The organism is Flavobacterium sp. IMCC34518 (assembly GCF_027111095.2).
Taxonomy (GTDB): Bacteria; Bacteroidota; Bacteroidia; order Flavobacteriales; family Flavobacteriaceae; genus Flavobacterium; species Flavobacterium praedii.
Genome location: NZ_CP114284.2, coordinates 228,174 through 249,960, shown reverse-complemented (window position 1 = coordinate 249,960; position 21,787 = coordinate 228,174). Strand labels below are relative to the sequence as shown.

The window sequence follows — 21,787 nt, the reverse complement described above, 5'->3', positions numbered from 1 at the left end:
AAAAAAAGAAAACCATTAAGAAATTAAGATCATTAAGCATTAGTCTAAATGAATTTTAATTTCTTAATAGTTTAAAAAAAAAGCTAAAATTGAATGTGTAGTTATGTTTGTAAATCAATAATTTAATAATGAAAATTGCTCTAATTATTAAATAAAAGTTTCGTCATTGCTTTCGGTAAAATCCAAATCAGTATGAAATGTTTCTTTCATTTTCCAAAGCGCTAATAAAGAAATTATTGATAGTAATGAGCCAACAATCATTCCTGATTTAAGGATGTCACCGTCTAAAAGATTATCTCTAAAAAAGCTATAAATTAAAATTATTAATGGAAGAGATCCCCGAACAAAATTAGGAACTGTGGTAGTTACAGTTGCTCTGATGTTGGTTCCAAATTGCTCCGCTGCAATGGTAACGAATAAAACCCAATATCCTACTGAAAATCCCATAGTAAAGCATAGTATGTAGAAAGTAGATACCGAAATAGCATAAGCATTCAAATAAACAAAAACCATTAAGAGATTGAAAATCAAAAATAAAGCCATTATTTTTTTTCGACTTTTTAGCCATTGGCTTAATAACCCGCTGGCAATATCTCCAAAAACCAAACCGGTGTAACAAAAAGCGATTGCTTTTCCTGCCATGATGGTTTCGGCTTGTTGTACGCCTAGAGCTTTTGCAAATTCTGGTGAAAAAGTAATCAGAACACCTACTAGAAACCAAATTGGAATGCCAATAATAATGCATTGAAGGTATTTTAAAAAACGTTTTTTATGGGTAAATAAAGACAAGAAGTCACCTTTCGTTTCTTTGGTTTGTTGTATCTGCTTGAACATTCCAGATTCGGTAATGCTGATTCTTAAAAATAGCAACAAAATACCTAGGACACCTCCAGCATAATAACACAAACGCCAATCCTGAAAAATTTGATATACCAAATAAGCGGCCACTGCACCAGAAACGCCTACTGAAGCTACAATCATTGTTCCATAACCTCGTTTTTCTTTAGGTAATGATTCGGCTACCAAAGTAATTCCTGCTCCAAGTTCTCCGGCAAGTCCTATTCCTGCAATCAACCTCCAAAATGCATAAGCGTCAACGGTTGTTACCATTCCGTTGGCAATATTAGCTATCGAATAAATTAAAATAGAGCCAAATAAAACGGATATTCTTCCTTTTTTATCACCTAAAATTCCCCAAAGAATACCGCCAAATAACATTCCAAACATTTGCATACTAATGATGTATTCACCTTGATTTCGGATGGCATCACCTGTAATTCCTAAATCTTTTAAACTGTCTGTACGAACAATTCCAAAAAGTAATAGATCGTAAATGTCAACAAAATAGCCTAGTGCTGCCACAATTACGGCGGCATTGAGAATGGATTTAGAATTTTTTTTTAATGGTGGTATAGTGTTAATCATTAGTATTTGGTCTTTTTGGTATGTGTCAGTAATAGATTAGAATGTGCATTGTTGCTCAAGATAAAAAAAATTTTAAAAGTTCCGAATTAAATTTTTGTAAAAGGAGCCGAATGACTGCTTTGTTTTTAATTATCGATTCAAATATAATTGACTTGATTCTGTTTTGCAACTATTAGGATTTTATGTGTTATTTTTTTGAATAAATAGAATCAAAAAATCAGGGTTTGTGGTTTTTTCAAGGTTATTGATCTGTTGATTTTATTGATTATAATATTGAATATGCTTCTTTTTTCTCTCAAATAAATTAAATATTTCACTATTTGTTGTTAATTTATTAAAATATTAAAATATTTTTTTTTGAATAATAGAGTTGTAGGAGGTTTTTTTTGTTATGTTTGTTGCAATTAATTTAAGAAATTGAGTTACCCCAAAACTTTATGAATTCTCCATTAATGACTTCAGATGAATCCCTTATTTTATTAAAAGTAGCTTCTGGCAATGAATTTGTGTACTCTCGTCTTGTTGAAAAATATTGGCAAAAAGTGCTGCAACATGCCTTAAGTTTTGTAAAATCGTATCCTGTAGCCGAAGAGTTAACCCAAGATGTATTTATACAAATTTGGGAGAAAAAAGAAAAGTTGTCCGAAGTTAACAGTTTTGATAATTATCTTTTTATTGTAAGTAGAAATTTAATTATAACTCATATTCGTCGAAAATTGGTAGAAACAGAATCTTTTAAGGGAGAAAAAATCCAAGAAATGTTTTTGAAACCAGATGAACAATATGAGTTTAAAGAATTGACTAGTATCATTAATGAAGGTGCCAATCTTTTGGCAGAACCTAGACGTACTATTTTTTTATTAAGCCGTTTAGAGGGAAAAGATGCTGATTTTATTAGTGAAGAACTGGGACTTTCCAAAAGAACCATTCGTTGGCATTTGCTAGAAGCCTTGAACTTCCTAAGAATCTATCTTCACAAGCATTATGGCATTAAAATGTTGTTCTTATTTTGTATAGGACGATATTTGTTTATTGCTGTTATTTTATGATATTTTTTATACTCTAAATATTTTTTTTACTTTTTTTTAAAATTTTATTCATTTTCATTGCCGCTTTGGTGAAGTATTCTCGTCTTTATATTTGAAGGACATCCTTACAAGGCTTAAATCTTTTCGTTATGTATCAAAAAGAAGTGTTTAAAGAACTTATGTATCAATTTGTTTCAGGTGAAATATCTCTTGAAGGTAAAGCACAGTTATTAAAAATGATTGATGATCCTCAATATGCAGATGATTTAGATTTTATACTTCGTGAAAATTATGAACGTATTGGACCTGTTAAAGCAAATCCAGAATCAACACAACAATTTATCCAATCTCTCACAAAGAAAATAAATACAATAAACGACCTGGTTGCAGAAGAAGCTGATTCTACATTATTTAATTGGAAAAAATTATTGGTCGCTGCAAGTATTGTTTTGGTTATGGGACTTGGTTATGTTGCATTCAATCGAAATAAAGTTTCAACAGCAATAGCAAATATTGATAAGAATGTTATTATGCCTGGTAGATCAGGTGCAATACTAACTTTGGGAGATGGTTCTCAAATTGTTTTAGATAGTGTTGCCAATGGAGTTCTAGCCAATCAAAGCAATACTGCCGTTGCCAAGAAAGATGGTGAAATAATTTATACCGAAGGAAGTAATGCTCGTGGTGTAATAAATAAAATGATGACTCCAAGAGGAAGACAATTTAAATTAGAATTATCAGATGGCACAAAAGTTTGGCTTAATGCTTCTTCTTCTATTTCATTTCCAACTGCATTTGCCGCCAATGAAAGAAAAGTATCAATAGTAGGAGAAGTTTATTTTGAAGTTACCAAAGATAAACATAGACCTTTTAAAGTAACAGTTAACGATGTAGAAGTACAGGTTTTGGGGACTCATTTTAATGTTAATGGTTACGATGATGAAGGTGAAATCAAAACTTCGCTTATTGAAGGTAGTGTATTAGTGGGCAAAAAAGATCAAAAAGTACTTTTGAAACCAGGTCAGCAAGCCAATATAAAAAAATCAGGTGGAGTTAAGGTAAAGGCCCTTGATAATTTTGATGAAGTATTGGCTTGGAAAAATGGTATGTTCCATTTTGATAATGCAAGTCTCGAAACGGTATTACGCCAAATAAGTCGTTGGTATGATGTAGATGTAGTTATGGATAAAGGAGTTGTTTCTAGAAACTTTGAAGGTGAAATAAATAGAGACCTAGAATTATCACAAGTATTGAAAATTTTAGAGGGAAATAATGTTCATTTTAAAATAGAAGGCAAAATTTTGAAAGTAATACCATAAAAAAAACAAATCAGGGAAACCTTTTTTATAAAAAATTTATTTGTGATCCAATAAAAAAGCCAGCAGATGTTGGAAGCATCGCTGGCTTGTTCCTTAGTAAAAAGGAACTATGACTGGAAAAACAGATAAATAGACCAAGCGAGGAAAATTTATTTTTAACCAAAATCATTACAAAAGTATGAAATTATTACCAAAAAGCAAGTCGAGAAATTCTTGGCTAACCCCTAAATTCTGGAAAGTTATGAAATTAACGTCCATATTGATAATTGCCCTTACGCTAAATGTATCGGCAGCAGTATCTTCACAAACAATAACTTTCTCTGGAAAGAATGTAACAGCAAAAAAAGTACTCTCTGTTATTAAAGAACAAACAAATTATGTTTTTTTCTACGATGTTACTATTTTAAAAAATGTAAAACCAATTTCAATTGATGTTAAAAATGCTTCAATCGAAAAAGTATTGCAAGAAGCTTTCAAGGGTGCTCCTGTAAAATGGATTATTCAAGGCAAAACGATTTCTTTAATTCCAAAAATGGATAATTCTGTAAAAAGAACATCAATTGCGCCAGTTAACCGAAAAATTAAAGGTAAAGTTTTCAATGAAAAAGGGGAGTCTTTACCAGGAGCAAATATATTGGCCAAAGGAACAACTATAACAGCATCAACAGAACTTGATGGGACTTTTGAAATTGAAATTCCAGATTATGTGACCGTATTATTGGTTACATATATTGGGTTACAAGATCAAGAAGTTAAAATTGTAAGTGATGAAGATCTAAGAATAGTTTTAAAAGAAGTTGGGCAACAAATGAATGAAGTACTTGTTGTGGGTTACGGATCTCAAAATAGAAGAACAGTAAGTACATCAGTTTCTAAATTAGATAAAAAAGTATTAGAAAATATACCCTATTCTAATGTTACTCAAGCACTACAAGGTAATGTAAGTGGTGTTGTTGTTCGCACGGCTTCAGGACAACCAGGAAAAGCATCAAGTATTATAATTCGTGGTGGTACCTCTATTGATAATCCAGGAGGAGCAACTCCTTTGTATATTGTTGACGGAGTAATACGTTCTCAGATAGATGATATTAACTCAGCCGATATTGCCTCGTTACAAGTATTAAAAGACGCTGCATCAACTTCCATTTATGGTGCACGTGGATCTAATGGTGTTGTTATTATTACAACCTCTACAGGTAAAGTTGGGAAAACAAAAATTTCCTATAGTTATTCGTCTCAATTCAGTCAAATTGCAAAAAAATATGATTTTTTGGGGGGAGAAGACTTCATTCGTTTGTCTCGTTTAGGTGTTAAAAATGCTGCCGATATTATGGGTGGAACACGTCCTAATGCTAGAGATAATCAATTAATAGGAGCAACTCCTTATGGTACGGGTAATAATTTGAATAATAATACACCGTTTGCCACATTATTAAAATCAAGTTTATCCGCACAAACAATTGCTACTTTGCAAGGCGAAGGTTGGCAAGAAATGGTTGATCCTTTGAATACATCGAATACAATTATGTACAAAAGTACCAATTGGAATGATGTTTTGTTTCAAAATGCTTTGACGCAAAATCATAATTTAAATTTTAGTGGTGGTACAGAAAAAGGTCTTTTTGATTTAAGTTTAGGATATTTAAAAGGAGATGGAGTTACTATTTATACCGGTTATGAGAGATTTACCGCAAAGTTGAATGCGTCTTTTAATTTGACTGATAATTTTACTTTAAGTGGTAAAGTTTTATATGCTAAATCGAATAACAATCAAGTGGTAAGTAATAGTGTGGTCTTTAATAGATATTTGGGAAATGCACCTACAACAAAATTTTTATTGGAAGATGGTAGTTTGGCGCCAGGCCAAAATAATATAAACGGAAATCCATTATATCAAATGGGTAAAGTAAAAGGGATTAATGAAAATGAAAAATTACAAATGTCTTTTGATGGAGATTTGAAACTTTCAAAAGATTTAGTTTTTACACCTTCAATGTCTTTATATAGTGAAAATGCTTCTGGAAATGTTTTTCAACAGGCATTTTTGAGCGGAAGTACAGGACTAGTTGACAATACTCGAACAGCTTCTCAAGTAAATAATCGTTTGTTTCAAACACAATTTGAAGGGGTTTTTACGTATACGAAATCGATTGATGCCGTAGGTAATTTTCAAGCAAAATTAGGAGCTTCAAATTACGAAAGAACAATAAAAGCATTTAATGCTTCGGGTAAAGGAAGTCCTTCCGATTTAGCTCAGACTTTAGATTCATCTCCAATTCCAGTTTCCGTTTATGCGAATAATACGAAATTGGTTATGAATGGTGTTTTCGGACGTTTGAATTACGATTATAAAAACAGGTATTTATTTACAGGATCTTTTCGATATGATGGTGCTTCTAGTTTAGGACCAAACAATAAATACGGTTTTTTTCCTGGGATATCTGTAGGATGGAATGCGCATGAAGAAGAATTTTGGAAAGTAATGCCAACAGTGGTTTCATCATTCAAATTGAGAGGAAGTTTTGGTGTTAATGGAAACTTAGGTACTTTGGGTGATTTTCAAGCAGGAGGATTATATGCAGGATCTACAAACGGAATTGCCAATAATTATAATGGTCAATCTGCAATTATTAACTCACAAATCGCAAACCCTGGCCTAAAATGGGAACAATCACAAACTAATAATATTGGTTTTGATTTGGGTATTCACGAAGACAAGATTAGATTAATTGGAGATTTTTATAACAAATTAACGTCGGATCTATTAACCAATTTGACTTTGCCTTCTAATAGTGGATTTTCAACAGTTTTGACTAATCTAGGAGGTTTAAGAAGTAAAGGATTTGAAATGGAATTGGCTACTACGATTTACAATCAAAATGATTTAAAAATTAATGCTGGATTCATTATATCACACAATACGAATGTTATTGAGACCCTTCCTTATAATGGGAATTTAAACAACAGAATTGGTGGAACCCAAATTTGGGATGCTGCCAGTGGATCTTATGTATATGTAGGTGGGTCACAAGAAGGACAAAAAATTGGAGATTTTTATGCTCATAAACAATTATACATTCTTCCTACTCAAGCTGCTGCAGATGCATATAATGCGACAACAAAAGATACTTATGTAACAAAAACAAACGCCGCTGGTGGAAATCCTAATGGAATTAAATTTCCTGGAGATGCTGTTTTTGAAGATACCGATGGCAATAATATTATCGATAGTAGAGACAGAAAATACATGGGGAATATGTTTCCTAAATATGTAGGAGGTATTAATTTTGATGTGAGTTATAAAGGTTTTTCATTAGTGGTTAGAACAGATTATTCATTAGGAGCTACAATATATAATGAAGCCAGAGCTCGTTTTGTTGGTCAATTTCAAGGGAATTATGGTTTACTGGCCGAAAGTTTACAATCTTGGCAAAAAGAAGGAGACATTACTGATGTACCTCGTTACCGTTGGGCTGATCAAACCAATCAAAACAATTTATTTAGATCGGAAGCTAGTGGAGCAGCTTATAACACAAATATGTTTCAAGGAAATAGTCGTTATTATGAAAGTGGAGATTATTTATGTTTAAGAGAAATCACTTTAGGATATACTATTCCAACTTCTTTTGCTAATAAAGTACGATTAGCATCGGCACGTTTTTATGTAACAGGAAGTAATCTTTATTATTTTACTAAATATACAGGTTTAAGTCCTGAAGTTCAAGGTATTGATGGAGGTTCTAGCCAAGGTTTAAATTCAGCTGGAGCTACAGGTACATATCCAGTACCAAGAAACATAATATTTGGATTAAATGTAAGTCTGTAAATTTTAATAATAAACATCATGAAATCGCCATGATATTAAATTCAAAAATTGGTAAGTAGAATGGCGATACCATATTCCTTTAAAAAACAAATATTATCTATTATGAAAAATAAATATATATTATATTCAATCCTATTTGCATGCATCTCACCGCTATTTAATTCTTGTGCAGATGATTTAAACTTAGTATCAGAAAGTGTAATTACTTCAGATGCTTTTTGGAAAACTGAGGATGATGCTAAAGCAGCTGTCAATGGAATGTACATTAATTTTAGAACACAAACCCAACAAAATTATTATTTATTAGGAGGTGCTCGAAGTGCAGAAATTAAAGCTGGGGTTCAATCACCGTTGAATTTAGCGAATTATTACAACAACAATCTTACTGCACAAAATGTAGATGTAGATTGGGGTGGTTTGTATACTGTTGTACAACAGGCTAATTTGATTATAAAGTATGTTCCTACTATTCCGTTTAGTTCAACTACTTTAAATGAGCAAAAACGCTACATGGCTCAGGCGTATACAATGAGGGCTTTGGCTTATTTTATTATGGCGCGTTCTTGGGGTGGTGTTCCAATTGTTACTACACCAACAGAGAATACGAATCAAAATGAGTATATCGTTCCTCGTAACAATTTGGCCGAAACTTTTGCATTTATAAAATCGGATATTGAATTGGCATTGGCTAATTTTCCAGATGCGAACAATAATAAAGTACAATTATCAAAATCAGCTGCATATGCATTAAAAGCGGATGTGAATTTATGGACTGCCAAGCAATTAGGAGGCGGAGCTGCAGATTTGAATATAGCGTTGGATGCCATAAATGCAATTGCTGCTGGTCCTGCTTTATTGCCTAATTTTAAAGATGTATTCAGTTATACAAGCAAAGGTAATAATGAAATACTTTTTGCGGTTCGTTATTCATTAACCGATGTTACTTCAAATTTATCGGATAACTGGAACTCTTTTATGTACGTTGGTCCTTCAGATTATCCTGGAGCGACTACTGCAGCTGCTACTGCAATGTTTGGGACACTAGGTTCCGGTTCTGGAAATGCGGGTATTTCAAGAGTACAACCTGATCCATCTCGCTTTAATTTTGCGGCAACCGATGTTAGAAAAGATGCAACTTATTTGACACTTAGAAATACTGCAAATACAGCAGATGTTGTTACTGGATTAATGAAATTTAATGGTACTGTAGATGGTACCCTTAGAAGATTTACCAGTGATATCATTATTTATCGTTGGGCAGATATTTTGTTGATGAAAGCTGAAATCAAAAACGGTTTGGGTCAGGATCCTACTGCAGAGATGAATCAAGTGATGCAAAGAGCAGATGCTACTGCTGTATTTACTAATTCTTCTCAAGCAGCTAATGATGATGTTATTTTAAAAGAGCGTCTAAAAGAACTTGCTTTTGAAGGTAAAGCATGGTGGGATTTAGTTCGTTTTAATAAAACGGCGAATGTTCCATCTATGACAGGGAAACAAGTACTTTTCCCAATATCTCAAAATACAATTAACTACAATCCAAAAGTGACTCAGAATCCTGGGTACTAATTTAGATTAGAATTTTACTGTTAACTGATTGAGTCGAAAATTTAAAAATTTTCGGCTTGGTCAATTAACACCTATAATTTAACGAATAAACATTATGAAATCGCCATGATTCTAAAAATTCAAATTAGAATTAAGAATGGTGATACCATATTCCTTTAAAAAACAAAAAGTATCTACACATGAATATACAACATTTACAAGGACTTATAGCTGCACCATTTACTCCATTTGACAGCAACGGAAAATTAGACGTTAGTTTAATTCCACCCTATTATGCATTTTTAAAACACAACAAAGTTACTGGAGCTTTTATAAATGGATCGACAGGAGAAGGGGTTTCTATAACCCTTGAAGAAAAAAAAGCCATAGCGCAAGCGTGGGCAGATTGCACGAATCACGATGATGATTTCAAAGTAATGGTATTTTTGGGAGGGACTTGTCTTTCTGATTGTATCGATTTAGCCAAACATGCTTATGAAATTGGTTTATATGCTGTATCGCTTACTTCTCCCTTTTATTTTAAACCAGCCAATGTAGATATGCTCGCTCAGGCTTGTATTATGGTTGGAGAAAGTGTGCCAAATATGCCTTTTTATTACTACCATATTCCAGTTTTAACAGGGGTTAACTTACCAATGTTTGATTTAATTCAAGCCTTAGATGGCAAACTGGACAATTTTGCTGGCATAAAATATACTCATGAAGATTTCATGGATTTTCAGAGTTGCATGAGCTATAAAGACGGAAAATATGATATGCTTTGGGGACGTGACGAAAACATGTTGTCTGCTCTAGTATTGGGAGCCACGGGAGCTGTTGGAAGTACTTTTAATTATGCGGCACCTTTATATTATGAATTGATTGATGCCTTTAATACCAATGATTTGTTTACCGCTCGTATTTTACAGCAAAAATCAATAAATATGATTCGTTTATTGGGTAAATACGGAGGGATATCTGTAGGGAAAGCCTATATGAAAGTTACGGGATTGAATTTAGGTGAATTTAGATTACCAGTCAAAAATATGAGTTCGGATCAGTTTGAGGATTTCAAAAAGGATGTGGATAGCTTAGATTTTAATAGTTTCAAATCAAATCTGCCAAGCTAGTTTATAAATGAAATCAATAGAAAAGTTATTATTTTTTCTAATTCCTTTATTTTTTATGATGTCAATAACAACAACAGTCAATTCTCAAATAAAAGATTTTAATACCATCGAATGGAAAATTGGTGCGTATTTGCAAAATAATGAAGGAAGCAAGTCTCTTGGCTTTGCTGGAGCCATAAATGGGGTACATAAGAATGTTTTAATTGTGACTGGAGGAGCCAATTTTCCTGATAAAATGCCTTGGGAAGGTGGGGCTAAAAGATATTCTGATGCTATTCATGTATTGCAAAAAAGAGACGCCAATTTTATTTGGAATAAAAAAATAAAAACAAAATTACCAGAACCCATTGCCTATAGTGGAGTTACTTCAACTAATTTGGGAGTTGTTTATGTAGGGGGTGAAAATATAAATGGTCTTTCGAATAAGGCATACATCTTAAAATGGAAACATTCCAGAAATGATGTTGAAATACTTTCATTGCCAGAATTCCCTTTGGCTATGGCCAATATCGCTCTAACCCATATCGGAAATGTGATTTATGCAATAGGAGGAGATGAAGCAAAAAACTCTTCCAATCTTTTTTTTAGTTTGGATTTAAATGTTATAAAACCAGAATGGAAAGCATTACCCAATTTACCCATAGCATTGGCAAATGCAGTTGCTGTGGTTCAAGATACAAATGAAGGTACAGCCATTTTTGTAATTGGAGGAAGAACTAAAACGGCAACAGGTATCAGTGATTTACACAATACTACTTTTGTTTATAATATCCAAAAACAAGCGTGGAGAAGTGCAGCAGCTATTTCAGACGGAACAAATACTACCAATTTTTCAGCTGGTGCTGCTGTTGCATTAGGAACGCATTCGATATTGATTCTTGGTGGGGATAATGGACTAGTTTTTCATAAAATAGAAACCTATTTATCCCAAATAGCACAATCAAATTCAAAAGAGGAAAAGGAAAGACTTATTGCAGAGAAGAATGTACTGAACACCCAACATCAGGGTTTTTTTAAAGGGATGTTGTTGTATAACACACTATCTGATACTTGGACAAAAGTAGGGGAGTTGCCATTTTTGGCACAAGTTACGACTACTGCAGTGCTATGGGATAATGAAATTGTACTGTCTAATGGTGAAATTAAACCAGGAATACGAACGCCTAATGTTATGATAGGAAAAATAAAATAATCAATTCAAATCTTACACTTTTATAGCTAGACAAAAAGCTTTGTTGTTTAAAATAAAACAGGCAGATTGCGCTAGAATAAAAACTATTTACATACAAATTATGAAGAATTCAAAATATTATCCTTGGATAGTAGTGGGCTTGCTGTGGGTTGTTGCATTGCTTAACTATATGGACAGACAGATGTTGGCCACCATGCGTCCCTCAATGGAAACAGATATTCCAGAATTGATGTCGGGAGAGAATTTTGGTCGCTTAATGGCCATATTTCTTTGGATATATGCTTTGATGAGTCCAATATCTGGTATTATAGCGGACAAATTGAATAGAAAATGGCTAATTGTTGGTAGTTTATTTGTCTGGTCAGCAGTTACTTATGCAATGGGTTATGCTGTCAGTTACAATCATGTGTATTGGTTAAGGGCTCTTATGGGAGTAAGTGAAGCCTTGTATATTCCTGCCGGATTGTCATTAATTGCCGATTATCACCAGCAAAAATCCCGATCACTTGCAATAGGGATTCACATGACAGGGCTTTATATAGGATCGGCTTTGGGTGGGTTTGGCGCTACAATTGCCGCAGCCTATTCATGGCATACCACTTTTCATTATTTTGGATTAATCGGGGTTGTCTACGCTATTGTCTTGGTCTTTTTTCTTTTTGAGAAAAAAGTTTCGAATCATCAAAACATAAAGGATAGTAAAGAAAAAAGTTCAGTTTTAAAAGGATTGGGATTGTTATTTACCAATATTTCATTTTGGATTATTTTATTCTTTTTTGCTACTATTAGTTTACCGGGTTGGGCTACTAAGAATTGGTTGCCAACATTATTTTCGGATAATTTAGGAATTTCAATGGAACAAGCAGGACCATTGGCAACAATCACTATCTCAATGTCTTCTTTATTGGGTGTTATTTTTGGAGGTATATTATCTGATAAATGGGTTTTAAAGAATGTTAAAGGAAGAGTTTATACAAGTGCTATTGGACTAAGTTTAACGATTCCGGCCTTACTATTAATTGGTTTTGGAAATTCTCTTTTTCATGTTGTAAGTGCAGCTCTTTGTTTTGGGATAGGTTATGGAATGTTTGATGCTAATAATATGCCAATACTTTGTCAGTTTGTATCCTCAAAATACAGAGCTACTGCTTATGGCGTTTTGAATATGACTGGAGTGGGCTGTGGAGCGTTAGTGACTTCAATATTAGGAAAATATGCAGATGAAGGTGCGTTAGGAAATGGTTTTGCCATGATGGCTGGTGTTGTTTTTATGGCATTATTGGTTCAAATTATTTTTCTGCGACCTGAAGTAAACGATTTTACTGATGCCTAAATAATTAAGGATAAAATATAGTTTTTAAGTTTTTTCGAATGGAGTTATTTGGTTGTTTGTTTATCTGCTGAGGTGAATTTAAACGTTCACCTTGGCCGATATTTTTAAATGTTTGTCATTGTATTATTTAAAGTTATGAAGAGTTTTAAAAAAGATATTATACTGTTGCTATTTTCTGTTGCGCTATTGATACAGAATAGATTGTCTGCACAAACTCCTTTGATAAAAGTAGCTTGTATGGGGGATTCTGTTACAGCGGGCTATCTTTTTGCAAACCCAAAAACGGAATCTTATCCTTCTCAGTTGCAATTAATGTTGGGAAATAATTTCGAAGTAAAAAACTTTGGATTTAGTGGCGCTACTCTATTAAAAAAAGGGCACAAACCTTATTATAAAACAAAAGAATGTGCCGAAGCTATAGCTTTCGCTCCCGATATAGCTATTATTCATTTAGGATTGAATGATACAGACCCAAGAAATTGGCCCAATTATAAAGAAGATTTTGACGCCGACTACACTTGGTTATTGGATACGCTACGGAAACAAAATCCAAAGGTAAAATTATTTATTTGCCGAATGACACCAATTTTTAATGAGCATCCGCGCTTTAAATCGGGAACTAGAGATTGGTATTGGGAAATACAAACACAGATTGAAAGAATTGCAAAAGCAAATCATGTTAGGCTTATTGATTTTCATGAAAAATTATATGCTCGTCCCGATCTATTTCCAGATGCATTGCATCCTGTCAAAGAAGGAGCAACTATTTTGGCACAAACCGTTTATGGGAATATTACAAAAGATTTTGGCGGACTTACTTTAGCTTCCGTTTTTTCGGATAATATGGTATTGCAACGCAATCAGCCCATTGTAGTTTATGGAACAGCCAATGGAGAGGATCGTGTTGAAGTTTTATTTAGGGGCCAGAAACAATTGGTTACTACCGATTCAAACGGAAAATGGAAGGCTATTTTTCCTGCAATGGCAGCTGGTGGACCATATCAATTGAGTATTCAAGGGGAAGGGAAGACTATTGTCATTAAAAACATACTGATTGGAGATGTTTGGTTTTGCTCCGGACAATCGAATATGGCTTTTCCGCTTCAAATGTCTGAAAACGGTTTGGCCGAAGTAAAAACGGCAATTGCTAATTCGAAACTTCGCTTGTTGAATTGGAAAGCGATACAAGAAACAAATGATATGGCATGGGATTCTGTCACTTTAGCCAAAACCAATCAATTAAAATTTTTCTTAGGAAATTGGGCTATTTGTGATTCTACATCGGCAAAAAAATTCTCAGCAATTGCCTATTATTTCGGTAAAAATATTATGCAAGAAGAAAATATCCCTATTGGTTTGATTGAAGTTGCAGTAGGGGGCTCTCCCATAGAGTCTTGGATTGACAGATACACATTAGAACATGATGATAAAGAAGTTGATGTATTGACTAACTGGCAAAAATCAGATTTTATTATGCCTTGGGTTCGGGAACGTGCTGGCGTAAATTTAAAAAACGCCACTAATCCCAAACAACGTCATCCGTACGATCCTTGTTATAATTTTGAAGCAGGGGTTTCCGCTTTTGTTCACTTTCCAATCAAAGGCGTTCTCTGGTATCAAGGAGAAAGTAATGCTCATAATGTTGGTTTGTATGAACATCTTTTGCCAGAAATGGTTAAAAGTTGGCGTAATGCTTGGGGAACTGAATTTCCTTTTTATTATGTGCAATTATCAAGTACCGATCGACCTTCTTGGCCTGAATTTCGAGAGATGCAATACAGATTGCAAAGCCAAATTCCGAATAGCGGAATGGCAATAAGTATGGATTATGGTGATGAAAAAAATGTGCATCCCATAAAGAAAAAAGAAGTTGCAGACCGTCTCGCCCGATTGGCATTGCATTATACTTACAAAAAATCAATTGCTGCCAATGGACCATTTGCAGTAGAAGCAAAACAAAAAAAGGAAACCATTTGGATATCATTTGCTTCAGCGAAACAATTAAGGACCTCGGATAATAAACTAGTAATTGGGTTTGAATTAGTAAATGATAAAGGACAACATTTTGAAACTTCGGCAATAATAGTCAATAATAAAGTAGTCATTACTGTTCCAAAAGAGGAAAATATTAAAACGGTTTTATACGCTTGGAAACCTTTTACATTGGCCAATTTGGTAAATGAATCAGGATTACCCTGTTCTACTTTTAGATTGGAAGTGAACCCTTTAGAAAATAAAAAATAAGGCAAGAAAGATAATTAGATATACAAAAATAATGATGAGGTCGATAGAAAAGTAGGATTGCAATCCATTTCAATTGATCTATTAATTCAAAAAAATATGAGCTATTCAAATACAGAACTTCAGAATTTAAAAGAGTTTTATCAAAATCAGCTGTTAAATGATACGTTGCCTTTTTGGTTCCCCCGTTCAATAGATACCGAATTTGGAGGTTATTTATTAATGCGTGATCAAGACGGTAGTTTAATCGATGATGATAAAGCCGTATGGATTCAGGGACGTGCAGCATGGTTGTTGGCTACACTCTACAATACGGTTGAACCCAAAGCGGAATGGCTTGAGGGATCAAAGTCTGGAATCGATTTCCTGAACAAGCATTGTTTTGATACCGATGGACAGATGTTTTTTCATGTGACTCGTGAGGGTTTGCCGATTCGTAAAAGACGCTATTATTTTTCTGAAACTTTTGCGGTAATCGCTATGTCGGCTTACGCAAAAGCAAGTGGTGATGAAACTGCTGCCGAAAAAGCCCGTTTTTTATTCGGAAAGTGTATCGAATATGCTACAGTTCCTGGTTTGTTAGCGCCTAAGTTTACTCCAACCAGACCTTCCAAAGGGATTGGCGTTCCCATGATTATGATGAATACGGCACAGCAATTAAGAGAAAATATTGGCGATCCGCGCTGCGATGAATGGATAAGCAAATGGATTGCCGAAATAGAACGTGATTTTGTAAAAGAGGATATAAAATGTGTGATGGAGCAAGTTGCACCAGATGGATCTATAATTGATCATATCGATGGACGTACCCTGAATCCAGGTCATGCTATTGAAGGAGCATGGTTTATTTTGCATGAAGCAAAATATAGAAATAATGATCCTCACTTAATTGCTCTAGGATGTAAAATGTTGGACTATATGTGGGAACGCGGTTGGGATAAAGAACATGGTGGGATTTTGTATTACCGTGATGTCTATGATAAACCCGTACAAGAATATTGGCAAGACATGAAGTTTTGGTGGCCTCATAACGAAGTGATTATTGCAACTTTATTGGCATATACCATGACAGGGAATGAAAAATATGCCAAATGGCACAAAATGGTTCACGATTATGCCTATGGAAAATTCCATGATACAGCCAACGGCGAATGGTTTGGATATTTGCATAGAGACGGGAGTCTTGCCCAAACTGCAAAGGGGAATATGTACAAAGGACCTTTTCATTTGCCTCGTCAAGAATGGTATTGTCTTCAGATCTTGAATGAGCATTTGAAAAACATATAGTTTTTGCCTCTTAGGAATGGTCGTTAGAGTAGTATAAAAAAGAATAATTAGATTAAAATGCAATTTTAAAAAATGAAGCAAGCAATTATAAACGGAATTTTACATACTGGTGATGAAATACTCAATAACAGTGTTGTCGTTATCGAAAATGGTGTTATTCTTTCCGTTCAAAATGAAATCCCAAAGGATATCGAAATTATTGATTTAAAAGGAAGCCATCTTTCGGCAGGATTTATAGACATTCAAATCAATGGTGGGGAAAAGCAGTATTTCAGTCAATATCCTACAGAGGAAACGATTCAAGATATTTACGATTCCAGTTTAAAATATGGGACAACCCATACGCTTCCTTGTTTGATATCATCATCAAGAGAAACGATTCTGCAAGGGATTGAAGCCATTCGGAACTATCAATCAAAATACAAAAATGGAGTTTTGGGGTTGCATTTGGAAGGACCATTTTTAAACCCATCAAAACGCGGTGCACATAGTTTGGACCAAGTTCGTAGACCAACTAATTCGGAGTTAGAGGAGATTATCCGTTATGGCAAAGATGTTATAAAAGTAATTACCATTGCTCCAGAATGCTTTTCGGAGGAACAACTGGATATGCTTACAGATAGTGGCATTGTGATTTCGGCAGGACATTCGACAATGACGTATAAAGAAGCGCAATATTATTTTTCTAAAGGAATACATTTAGTGACTCACCTATTCAATGCGATGACTCAGTTTGGGCATCGAGAACCAGGTTTGGTAGGTGCCACATTCGAAAACGAAGCGGTTTATGCTCCCATAATTTTAGATGGTGCACATTGTGATTATGCCGCGGCAAGATTGGCTTATAAATTAAAGAAAGATAAATTCTTTTTGATTACGGATGCCGCTTTTTTAGGACGTAAAGTTACCAATTTCAAATGGGAGAATTTTGATGCCCATCTGGAAAACGGTTTCTATCGAAATGAGGAAGGTAATTTGGCTGGAGCCAGTATTTCGATGGAAGAAGCGGTTCGAAATGCTTATGAAAATTTGGAGGTTTCCATAGATGAGGCCATAAAAATGGCAACTTGTAGAGTGGCAAGCGCAATTAAAATGGAAGACAAATTGGGGAAAATAAAACCAGGATATCCGTCTAGTTTTGTTCGTTTTAATGATAATTTTTCGAAAGTAGAATCATTGATTTTTCAATAAAGAGAAAAGAGTTTATTTTGAATAAAACAAAGAATAAAGCTAAAAGATTGTTAAGTGAGGTTACGTTTAAAGAAGGAAAAATTAATTTTGCAGGAATTGCTTTTGCTTTTCTATGGTCTTCGGTATCAACAGCAACCAAAATTGGATTAGAATCGGCTCAACTTTTTTAGACTTCTATTTTATTCGTTGGGAACGATTTATTATTCTCGGGTACATTGGAATGATTTGTCCATTTTGACAATCAATGGCTGGCAAACTATTCTTGGAGGTGTTTTTTTATCTCCAGTATTGTGGGCAACTTATCAATCGGATAAAAATGTTTTTGATGCTTCTTTTTGGACTTCGGTATGTTGGTTGGCGATTCCAGTTTCAATAGGTGCAGTTCAGTTTTGGCTGTGTTTATTGAAAAATAATCCAATAAAAGCATGCTATTGGCTTTTTTTATGTCCAATATTTGGATTCCTGATTGCCCGTTTGATGATGAAAGAACCTATTTCGATCTATACCGTTTTTGGCGTTGCTTTTGTTATTTGCGGATTATATATTGTTCAGAAGAAAAACAAATTATAAATTTAATACTTAAAAGTTAACATCTAAAGGTAACTCTATATTAAAATTAAGTAATAAGAAACAAAAGAAGTATTTTTTACATTTATTCAAAATTTGAAAATTAGTATAAAAAAATATTTAAAAAATAAAAAATTAATAAAATGGCAACTACATTAGAATCAAAAAGAGACATCAGTTATAAAACAGCTGGACAGTTTGAAGAAACACGTTTTGAAAAAATTCACAACGAAATTTTTAAAAATTCATCTGAAGCTTCACTGGTTGTCGCTCAAGAAATTGCAAGTTTAATTCGTTCTAAACAAGGAAAAAAGGAAACATGTGTATTAGGATTAGCAACGGGTTCTTCCCCTATAAAAGTGTATCAAGAATTGGTTCGCATGCACAAAGAAGAAGGGTTGAGTTTTGCTAATGTGGTGACTTTTAACTTAGATGAATATTATCCGATGCCAAAGGAAAGTAATCAAAGTTACCATTACTTTATGCACCAACATCTTTTCAATCATGTTGATATCAAACCAGAGGATGTGAATATTCCGGATGGAACTGTAGCAATCGAAAATTTAAAACAGTTTTGTATTGATTATGAAATGAAAATTAAAAATGCGGGTGGTTTAGATTTTCAATTGTTAGGAATTGGACGTACAGGACATGTTGGTTTTAATGAGCCAGGTTCTCATATCAACTCTGGAACTCGTATTATTACTTTAGACCATATTACAAAAATAGATGCCTCCAGTGACTTTAATGGAATTGGAAATGTTCCTAAAAAAGCGATTACTATGGGAGTTTCAACAATCCTTAGATCCAAAAGAATTGTGTTGATGGCTTGGGGACAAAACAAAGCTTCTATTATTAAAAGAACGATTCAAGGGGATATTAGCTCTGAGGTTCCTGCTACTTTTTTGCAAAATCATACCAATACCACTTTTGTGTTAGATGAAGGTGCAGCCTCTGAATTAACAAGGTTAGAGACACCTTGGTTGGTTGGAGAATGTATTTGGACACAGGAATTACAAAGTAAAGCGATTGTATGGTTGTGCCAAAAAACAAATCAATCGATTCTTAAATTAACGGATAGAGATTACAACAACAACGGAATGTCAGATCTTTTGGCTTCCGGAAGCTCAGCCTATGACTTGAATATCAATATGTTTAACGTGTTGCAACATACCATTACAGGATGGCCGGGAGGAAAACCAAACACCGATGATACCTATAGACCAGAACGTTCTACTCCTGCTAAGAAAAGAGTAATTCTATTTAGTCCACATCCAGATGATGATGTTATTTCTATGGGGGGTACTTTTGCTAAATTAATTAAGCAAGGTCATGATGTGCATGTGGTGTATCAAACTTCTGGAAATATTGCCGTTACGGATGATGAAGCGCTGAAATTTGCCGAAGTATGTAATGATTTTATAGGTGAAAATAAAACTGGAATAGATTTTAAATTGGTGATTGACACTATTAATGCAAAGACGCAAGGTCAAATGGACTCTTTGGAAGTGCGCAAATTAAAAGGTTTAATTAGAAGGAGAGAATCTTTTGCAGGAGTACGATACATTGGGCTGAATGATGAAAATGTTCATTTCCTGGATATGCCGTTTTACGAAACAGGATTGGTTCAAAAAAGTCCATTAGGTGTTGATGACATAGCTATTGTAAAAGATATTATTGCCAAAATAAAACCACACCAAGTGTTCGCTGCCGGCGATCTTGCAGATCCACACGGTACGCATGAAGTCTGCTTGAATGCCATTTTTGCAGCTATGAAGGAATTAAAATCAGAACCGTACATGAATGATTGTTGGTTGTGGTTGTACAGAGGTGCTTGGCACGAATGGGATATTCATGATATTGACATGGCTGTTCCTTTAAGTCCAGACGAAGTTTTGACTAAAAGACAAGCCATTTTATGTCATCAATCTCAAAAAGACAGAGTAATGTTTCAAGGAAATGACTCTAGAGAATTTTGGGTACGTGCGGAAGATCGTAACAAAAATACCGCTAAATTATATGATGATTTAGGTCTTGCTGAATATGAAGCGATCGAAGCTTTCAAACGTTTCGACTATTAAAAAAAAGTTTCTCTATAACTAAACCAATCGTGTAATTATACGATTGGTTTTTTTGTAAATTGTAAATTGAACTGAAAATATTTTATTTGATTTCGAGTTTCATTAATAAATCGGTTTGTTTATCATCACCTAATACAAAAACATGTTTGTCAAAAGTGATAAAACCATTTTTGGCATAAAAGTGTAAGGCTCTGTGATTTTCTTCCCAAACGCCTAGCCAAATAAAATCGACAGCTAATTGTTTGGCAATTTTGATAGCTTCGTCCAATAATAATTGCCCAATTTTTTTGCCATGAAAAGCTTGTAAAACGTAAATGCGTTGAATTTCTAAAGTAGGTTCTTCAAAATATTCAGTTTGTGCATCTCCTAGGTTTATTTTTAAATAACCAATAGGTTTATTATCAATATACACCAAGTAAAAAGGGGATTTAGGATTGCTGATTTCTATTGTTAATTGGTCTTTACTGAAACTTTCCTGAAGGTATTTCTCGATATTTTCGGGAGTATTTATAGCAGCAAACGTTTCTATAAAAGACAGTTTGCTGATGTTTTGTATAGCAATAAGATCGTCTAAATTGGCCTTCTTGAAATCAATCATTTTGAGGGGGTATTTTTAATTATTTCAAAAATACAAAAAAATAAATTTGCTTTATTTCAATTATCTATGAGTGTATTAAACAATTCAATTCGGAGTTTCTGTATTCTGGTTTTCAATTTGTACTTTTGAAAACACTAAAGAATACGAAAGTACAAACACTTATGAAAATAGTTATTTCTCCTGCCAAATCCTTAAACTTCGAAAAAGAATTACCTACAACACAGTTTACTGCATCTTCTTTTTTGAAAGAATCGAGACAAGTTCACCAAGTTTTAAAGAAAAAAACACCCAAGGAATTATCAGATTTGATGTCAATTTCAGATAAATTGGCCGATTTGAACTGGCAACGCAACCAAGATTGGAGTACACCATTCACTCCAGAAAATGCTCGACCTGCCATTTTTACTTTTGATGGAGATGTATATACTGGATTAGATGCATATTCGATTCCAATAGAAAAGTTAGGACAACTTCAGGATCGTTTGCGAATTTTATCGGGTTTGTACGGATATTTAAAGCCATTGGATTTAATGCAACCCTATCGTTTGGAAATGGGAACAAAATTACCCATTGGCGAAAGCAAAAATCTATATGAGTTTTGGAAAAAAAACATAACTGTAGCCTTAAACAAAGAATTACAAAAAGATGAATTATTTATCAATTTAGCAAGCAATGAATATTTTTCGGCTGTAGATGTCAAAGCCTTAAAAGTACCGGTTATTACCCCGGAATTTAAAGATTATAAAGATGGAAAATTAAAAATAATTAGTTTTTTTGCCAAGAAGGCTAGGGGATTGATGGTGCGTTATATTATAGATACTAATGCACAAACTATTGAGGACTTAAAGGGATTTAATTATGAAGGCTACCTATTTGACGCTAATTTATCCAAAGGGAATAATTTGATTTTTACGAGATAAAGTTCGGATTTTAATTTGAATAGATGATATAAAAAAAAGCTACGAATCTAACTAATGATTAGTGAAATTCGTAGCTAAATTTTTTTAATCTTGGCTAAAAA

Annotated in this window: 16 protein-coding genes; 14 read left to right on the top strand and 2 right to left on the bottom strand. The window is 33.8% G+C overall.

The annotated features are described in order from the left end of the window. Window positions 1–147: 147 nt before the first annotated feature. On the bottom strand, window positions 148–1,425 hold the full coding sequence (locus tag OZP06_RS00980) for an MFS transporter (RefSeq protein ID WP_281324116.1): 1,278 nt from the start codon (window positions 1,423–1,425) through the stop codon (window positions 148–150). A gap of 437 nt (window positions 1,426–1,862) precedes the next feature. On the opposite strand from OZP06_RS00980, the gene OZP06_RS00975 reads away from it, so the two are divergent. The 13 genes from OZP06_RS00975 (at window position 1,863) to nagB (ending at window position 20,168) form a co-directional block, all read left to right on the top strand. After that, complete coding sequence (locus OZP06_RS00975) at window positions 1,863–2,474, top strand: sigma-70 family RNA polymerase sigma factor (protein WP_269223270.1); 612 nt, start codon at window positions 1,863–1,865, stop codon at window positions 2,472–2,474. A gap of 128 nt (window positions 2,475–2,602) precedes the next feature. After that, a complete protein-coding gene (locus OZP06_RS00970) occupies window positions 2,603–3,772 on the top strand; it encodes a FecR family protein (protein ID WP_269223269.1) in 1,170 nt (389 codons plus the stop codon). Window positions 3,773–3,950: 178 nt separating this feature from the next. Then, complete coding sequence (locus OZP06_RS00965) at window positions 3,951–7,598, top strand: SusC/RagA family TonB-linked outer membrane protein (RefSeq protein WP_281324115.1); 3,648 nt, start codon at window positions 3,951–3,953, stop codon at window positions 7,596–7,598. Window positions 7,599–7,700: 102 nt separating this feature from the next. Further along, on the top strand, window positions 7,701–9,167 hold the full coding sequence (locus tag OZP06_RS00960) for a RagB/SusD family nutrient uptake outer membrane protein (RefSeq protein WP_281324114.1): 1,467 nt from the start codon (window positions 7,701–7,703) through the stop codon (window positions 9,165–9,167). 179 nt (window positions 9,168–9,346) lie between these two features. Then, window positions 9,347–10,276, top strand: a complete 930-nt coding sequence (locus OZP06_RS00955; protein ID WP_281324113.1) for a dihydrodipicolinate synthase family protein — start codon at window positions 9,347–9,349, stop codon at window positions 10,274–10,276. 7 nt (window positions 10,277–10,283) lie between these two features. Further along, entirely contained in the window at window positions 10,284–11,468 is a 1,185-nt protein-coding gene (locus tag OZP06_RS00950) for a galactose oxidase (RefSeq protein ID WP_281324112.1), read from the top strand. Window positions 11,469–11,568: 100 nt separating this feature from the next. Beyond that, a complete protein-coding gene (locus tag OZP06_RS00945) occupies window positions 11,569–12,801 on the top strand; it encodes an MFS transporter (RefSeq protein ID WP_269223259.1) in 1,233 nt (410 codons plus the stop codon). Between the two features lie 135 nt (window positions 12,802–12,936). Then, window positions 12,937–15,045, top strand: coding sequence for a GDSL-type esterase/lipase family protein (locus tag OZP06_RS00940; protein WP_281324111.1), 2,109 nt, complete (start codon window positions 12,937–12,939; stop codon window positions 15,043–15,045). A 96-nt stretch (window positions 15,046–15,141) separates the two neighbouring features. Further along, complete coding sequence (locus OZP06_RS00935; protein ID WP_269223256.1) at window positions 15,142–16,329, top strand: AGE family epimerase/isomerase; 1,188 nt, start codon at window positions 15,142–15,144, stop codon at window positions 16,327–16,329. Between the two features lie 72 nt (window positions 16,330–16,401). Further along, window positions 16,402–17,520: an N-acetylglucosamine-6-phosphate deacetylase gene (gene nagA, locus OZP06_RS00930; protein ID WP_269223255.1), complete on the top strand. Its 1,119-nt coding sequence runs from the start codon at window positions 16,402–16,404 to the stop codon at window positions 17,518–17,520. A 17-nt stretch (window positions 17,521–17,537) separates the two neighbouring features. Then, window positions 17,538–17,690 carry a hypothetical protein gene (locus OZP06_RS00925; protein WP_269223254.1) on the top strand — a complete coding sequence of 51 codons (153 nt, stop codon included), beginning with the start codon at window positions 17,538–17,540 and terminating at the stop codon, window positions 17,688–17,690. 16 nt (window positions 17,691–17,706) lie between these two features. Further along, window positions 17,707–18,090 carry an EamA family transporter gene (locus tag OZP06_RS00920; RefSeq protein ID WP_269223253.1) on the top strand — a complete coding sequence of 128 codons (384 nt, stop codon included), beginning with the start codon at window positions 17,707–17,709 and terminating at the stop codon, window positions 18,088–18,090. A 140-nt stretch (window positions 18,091–18,230) separates the two neighbouring features. Next, entirely contained in the window at window positions 18,231–20,168 is a 1,938-nt protein-coding gene (nagB, locus tag OZP06_RS00915; protein WP_281324110.1) for a glucosamine-6-phosphate deaminase, read from the top strand. A gap of 82 nt (window positions 20,169–20,250) precedes the next feature. On the opposite strand, the gene OZP06_RS00910 is transcribed toward nagB, so the two are convergent. Continuing rightward, the gene (locus tag OZP06_RS00910) at window positions 20,251–20,766 is read right to left on the bottom strand and encodes a GNAT family N-acetyltransferase (protein WP_269223252.1); all 516 of its coding nucleotides are present in this window, start codon (window positions 20,764–20,766) and stop codon (window positions 20,251–20,253) included. A 161-nt stretch (window positions 20,767–20,927) separates the two neighbouring features. On the opposite strand from OZP06_RS00910, the gene yaaA reads away from it, so the two are divergent. Further along, entirely contained in the window at window positions 20,928–21,686 is a 759-nt protein-coding gene (yaaA, locus tag OZP06_RS00905; protein WP_281324109.1) for a peroxide stress protein YaaA, read from the top strand. Window positions 21,687–21,787: the final 101 nt, after the last annotated feature.

Bases quoted from the DNA above. Each gene is read 5' to 3' on its own strand.
- OZP06_RS00965 (WP_281324115.1), top strand. From the start codon at position 3,951: ATGAAATTATTACCAAAAAGCAAGTCGAGAAATTCTTGGCTAACCCCT.
- OZP06_RS00910 (WP_269223252.1), bottom strand. From the start codon at position 20,766: ATGATTGATTTCAAGAAGGCCAATTTAGACGATCTTATTGCTATACAA.
- OZP06_RS00975 (WP_269223270.1), top strand. From the start codon at position 1,863: ATGAATTCTCCATTAATGACTTCAGATGAATCCCTTATTTTATTAAAA.
- OZP06_RS00940 (WP_281324111.1), top strand. From the start codon at position 12,937: ATGAAGAGTTTTAAAAAAGATATTATACTGTTGCTATTTTCTGTTGCG.
- OZP06_RS00950 (WP_281324112.1), top strand. From the start codon at position 10,284: ATGAAATCAATAGAAAAGTTATTATTTTTTCTAATTCCTTTATTTTTT.
- nagA (WP_269223255.1), top strand. From the start codon at position 16,402: ATGAAGCAAGCAATTATAAACGGAATTTTACATACTGGTGATGAAATA.
- yaaA (WP_281324109.1), top strand. From the start codon at position 20,928: ATGAAAATAGTTATTTCTCCTGCCAAATCCTTAAACTTCGAAAAAGAA.
- OZP06_RS00960 (WP_281324114.1), top strand. From the start codon at position 7,701: ATGAAAAATAAATATATATTATATTCAATCCTATTTGCATGCATCTCA.
- nagB (WP_281324110.1), top strand. From the start codon at position 18,231: ATGGCAACTACATTAGAATCAAAAAGAGACATCAGTTATAAAACAGCT.
- OZP06_RS00955 (WP_281324113.1), top strand. From the start codon at position 9,347: ATGAATATACAACATTTACAAGGACTTATAGCTGCACCATTTACTCCA.
- OZP06_RS00935 (WP_269223256.1), top strand. From the start codon at position 15,142: ATGAGCTATTCAAATACAGAACTTCAGAATTTAAAAGAGTTTTATCAA.
- OZP06_RS00980 (WP_281324116.1), bottom strand. From the start codon at position 1,425: ATGATTAACACTATACCACCATTAAAAAAAAATTCTAAATCCATTCTC.
- OZP06_RS00945 (WP_269223259.1), top strand. From the start codon at position 11,569: ATGAAGAATTCAAAATATTATCCTTGGATAGTAGTGGGCTTGCTGTGG.
- OZP06_RS00970 (WP_269223269.1), top strand. From the start codon at position 2,603: ATGTATCAAAAAGAAGTGTTTAAAGAACTTATGTATCAATTTGTTTCA.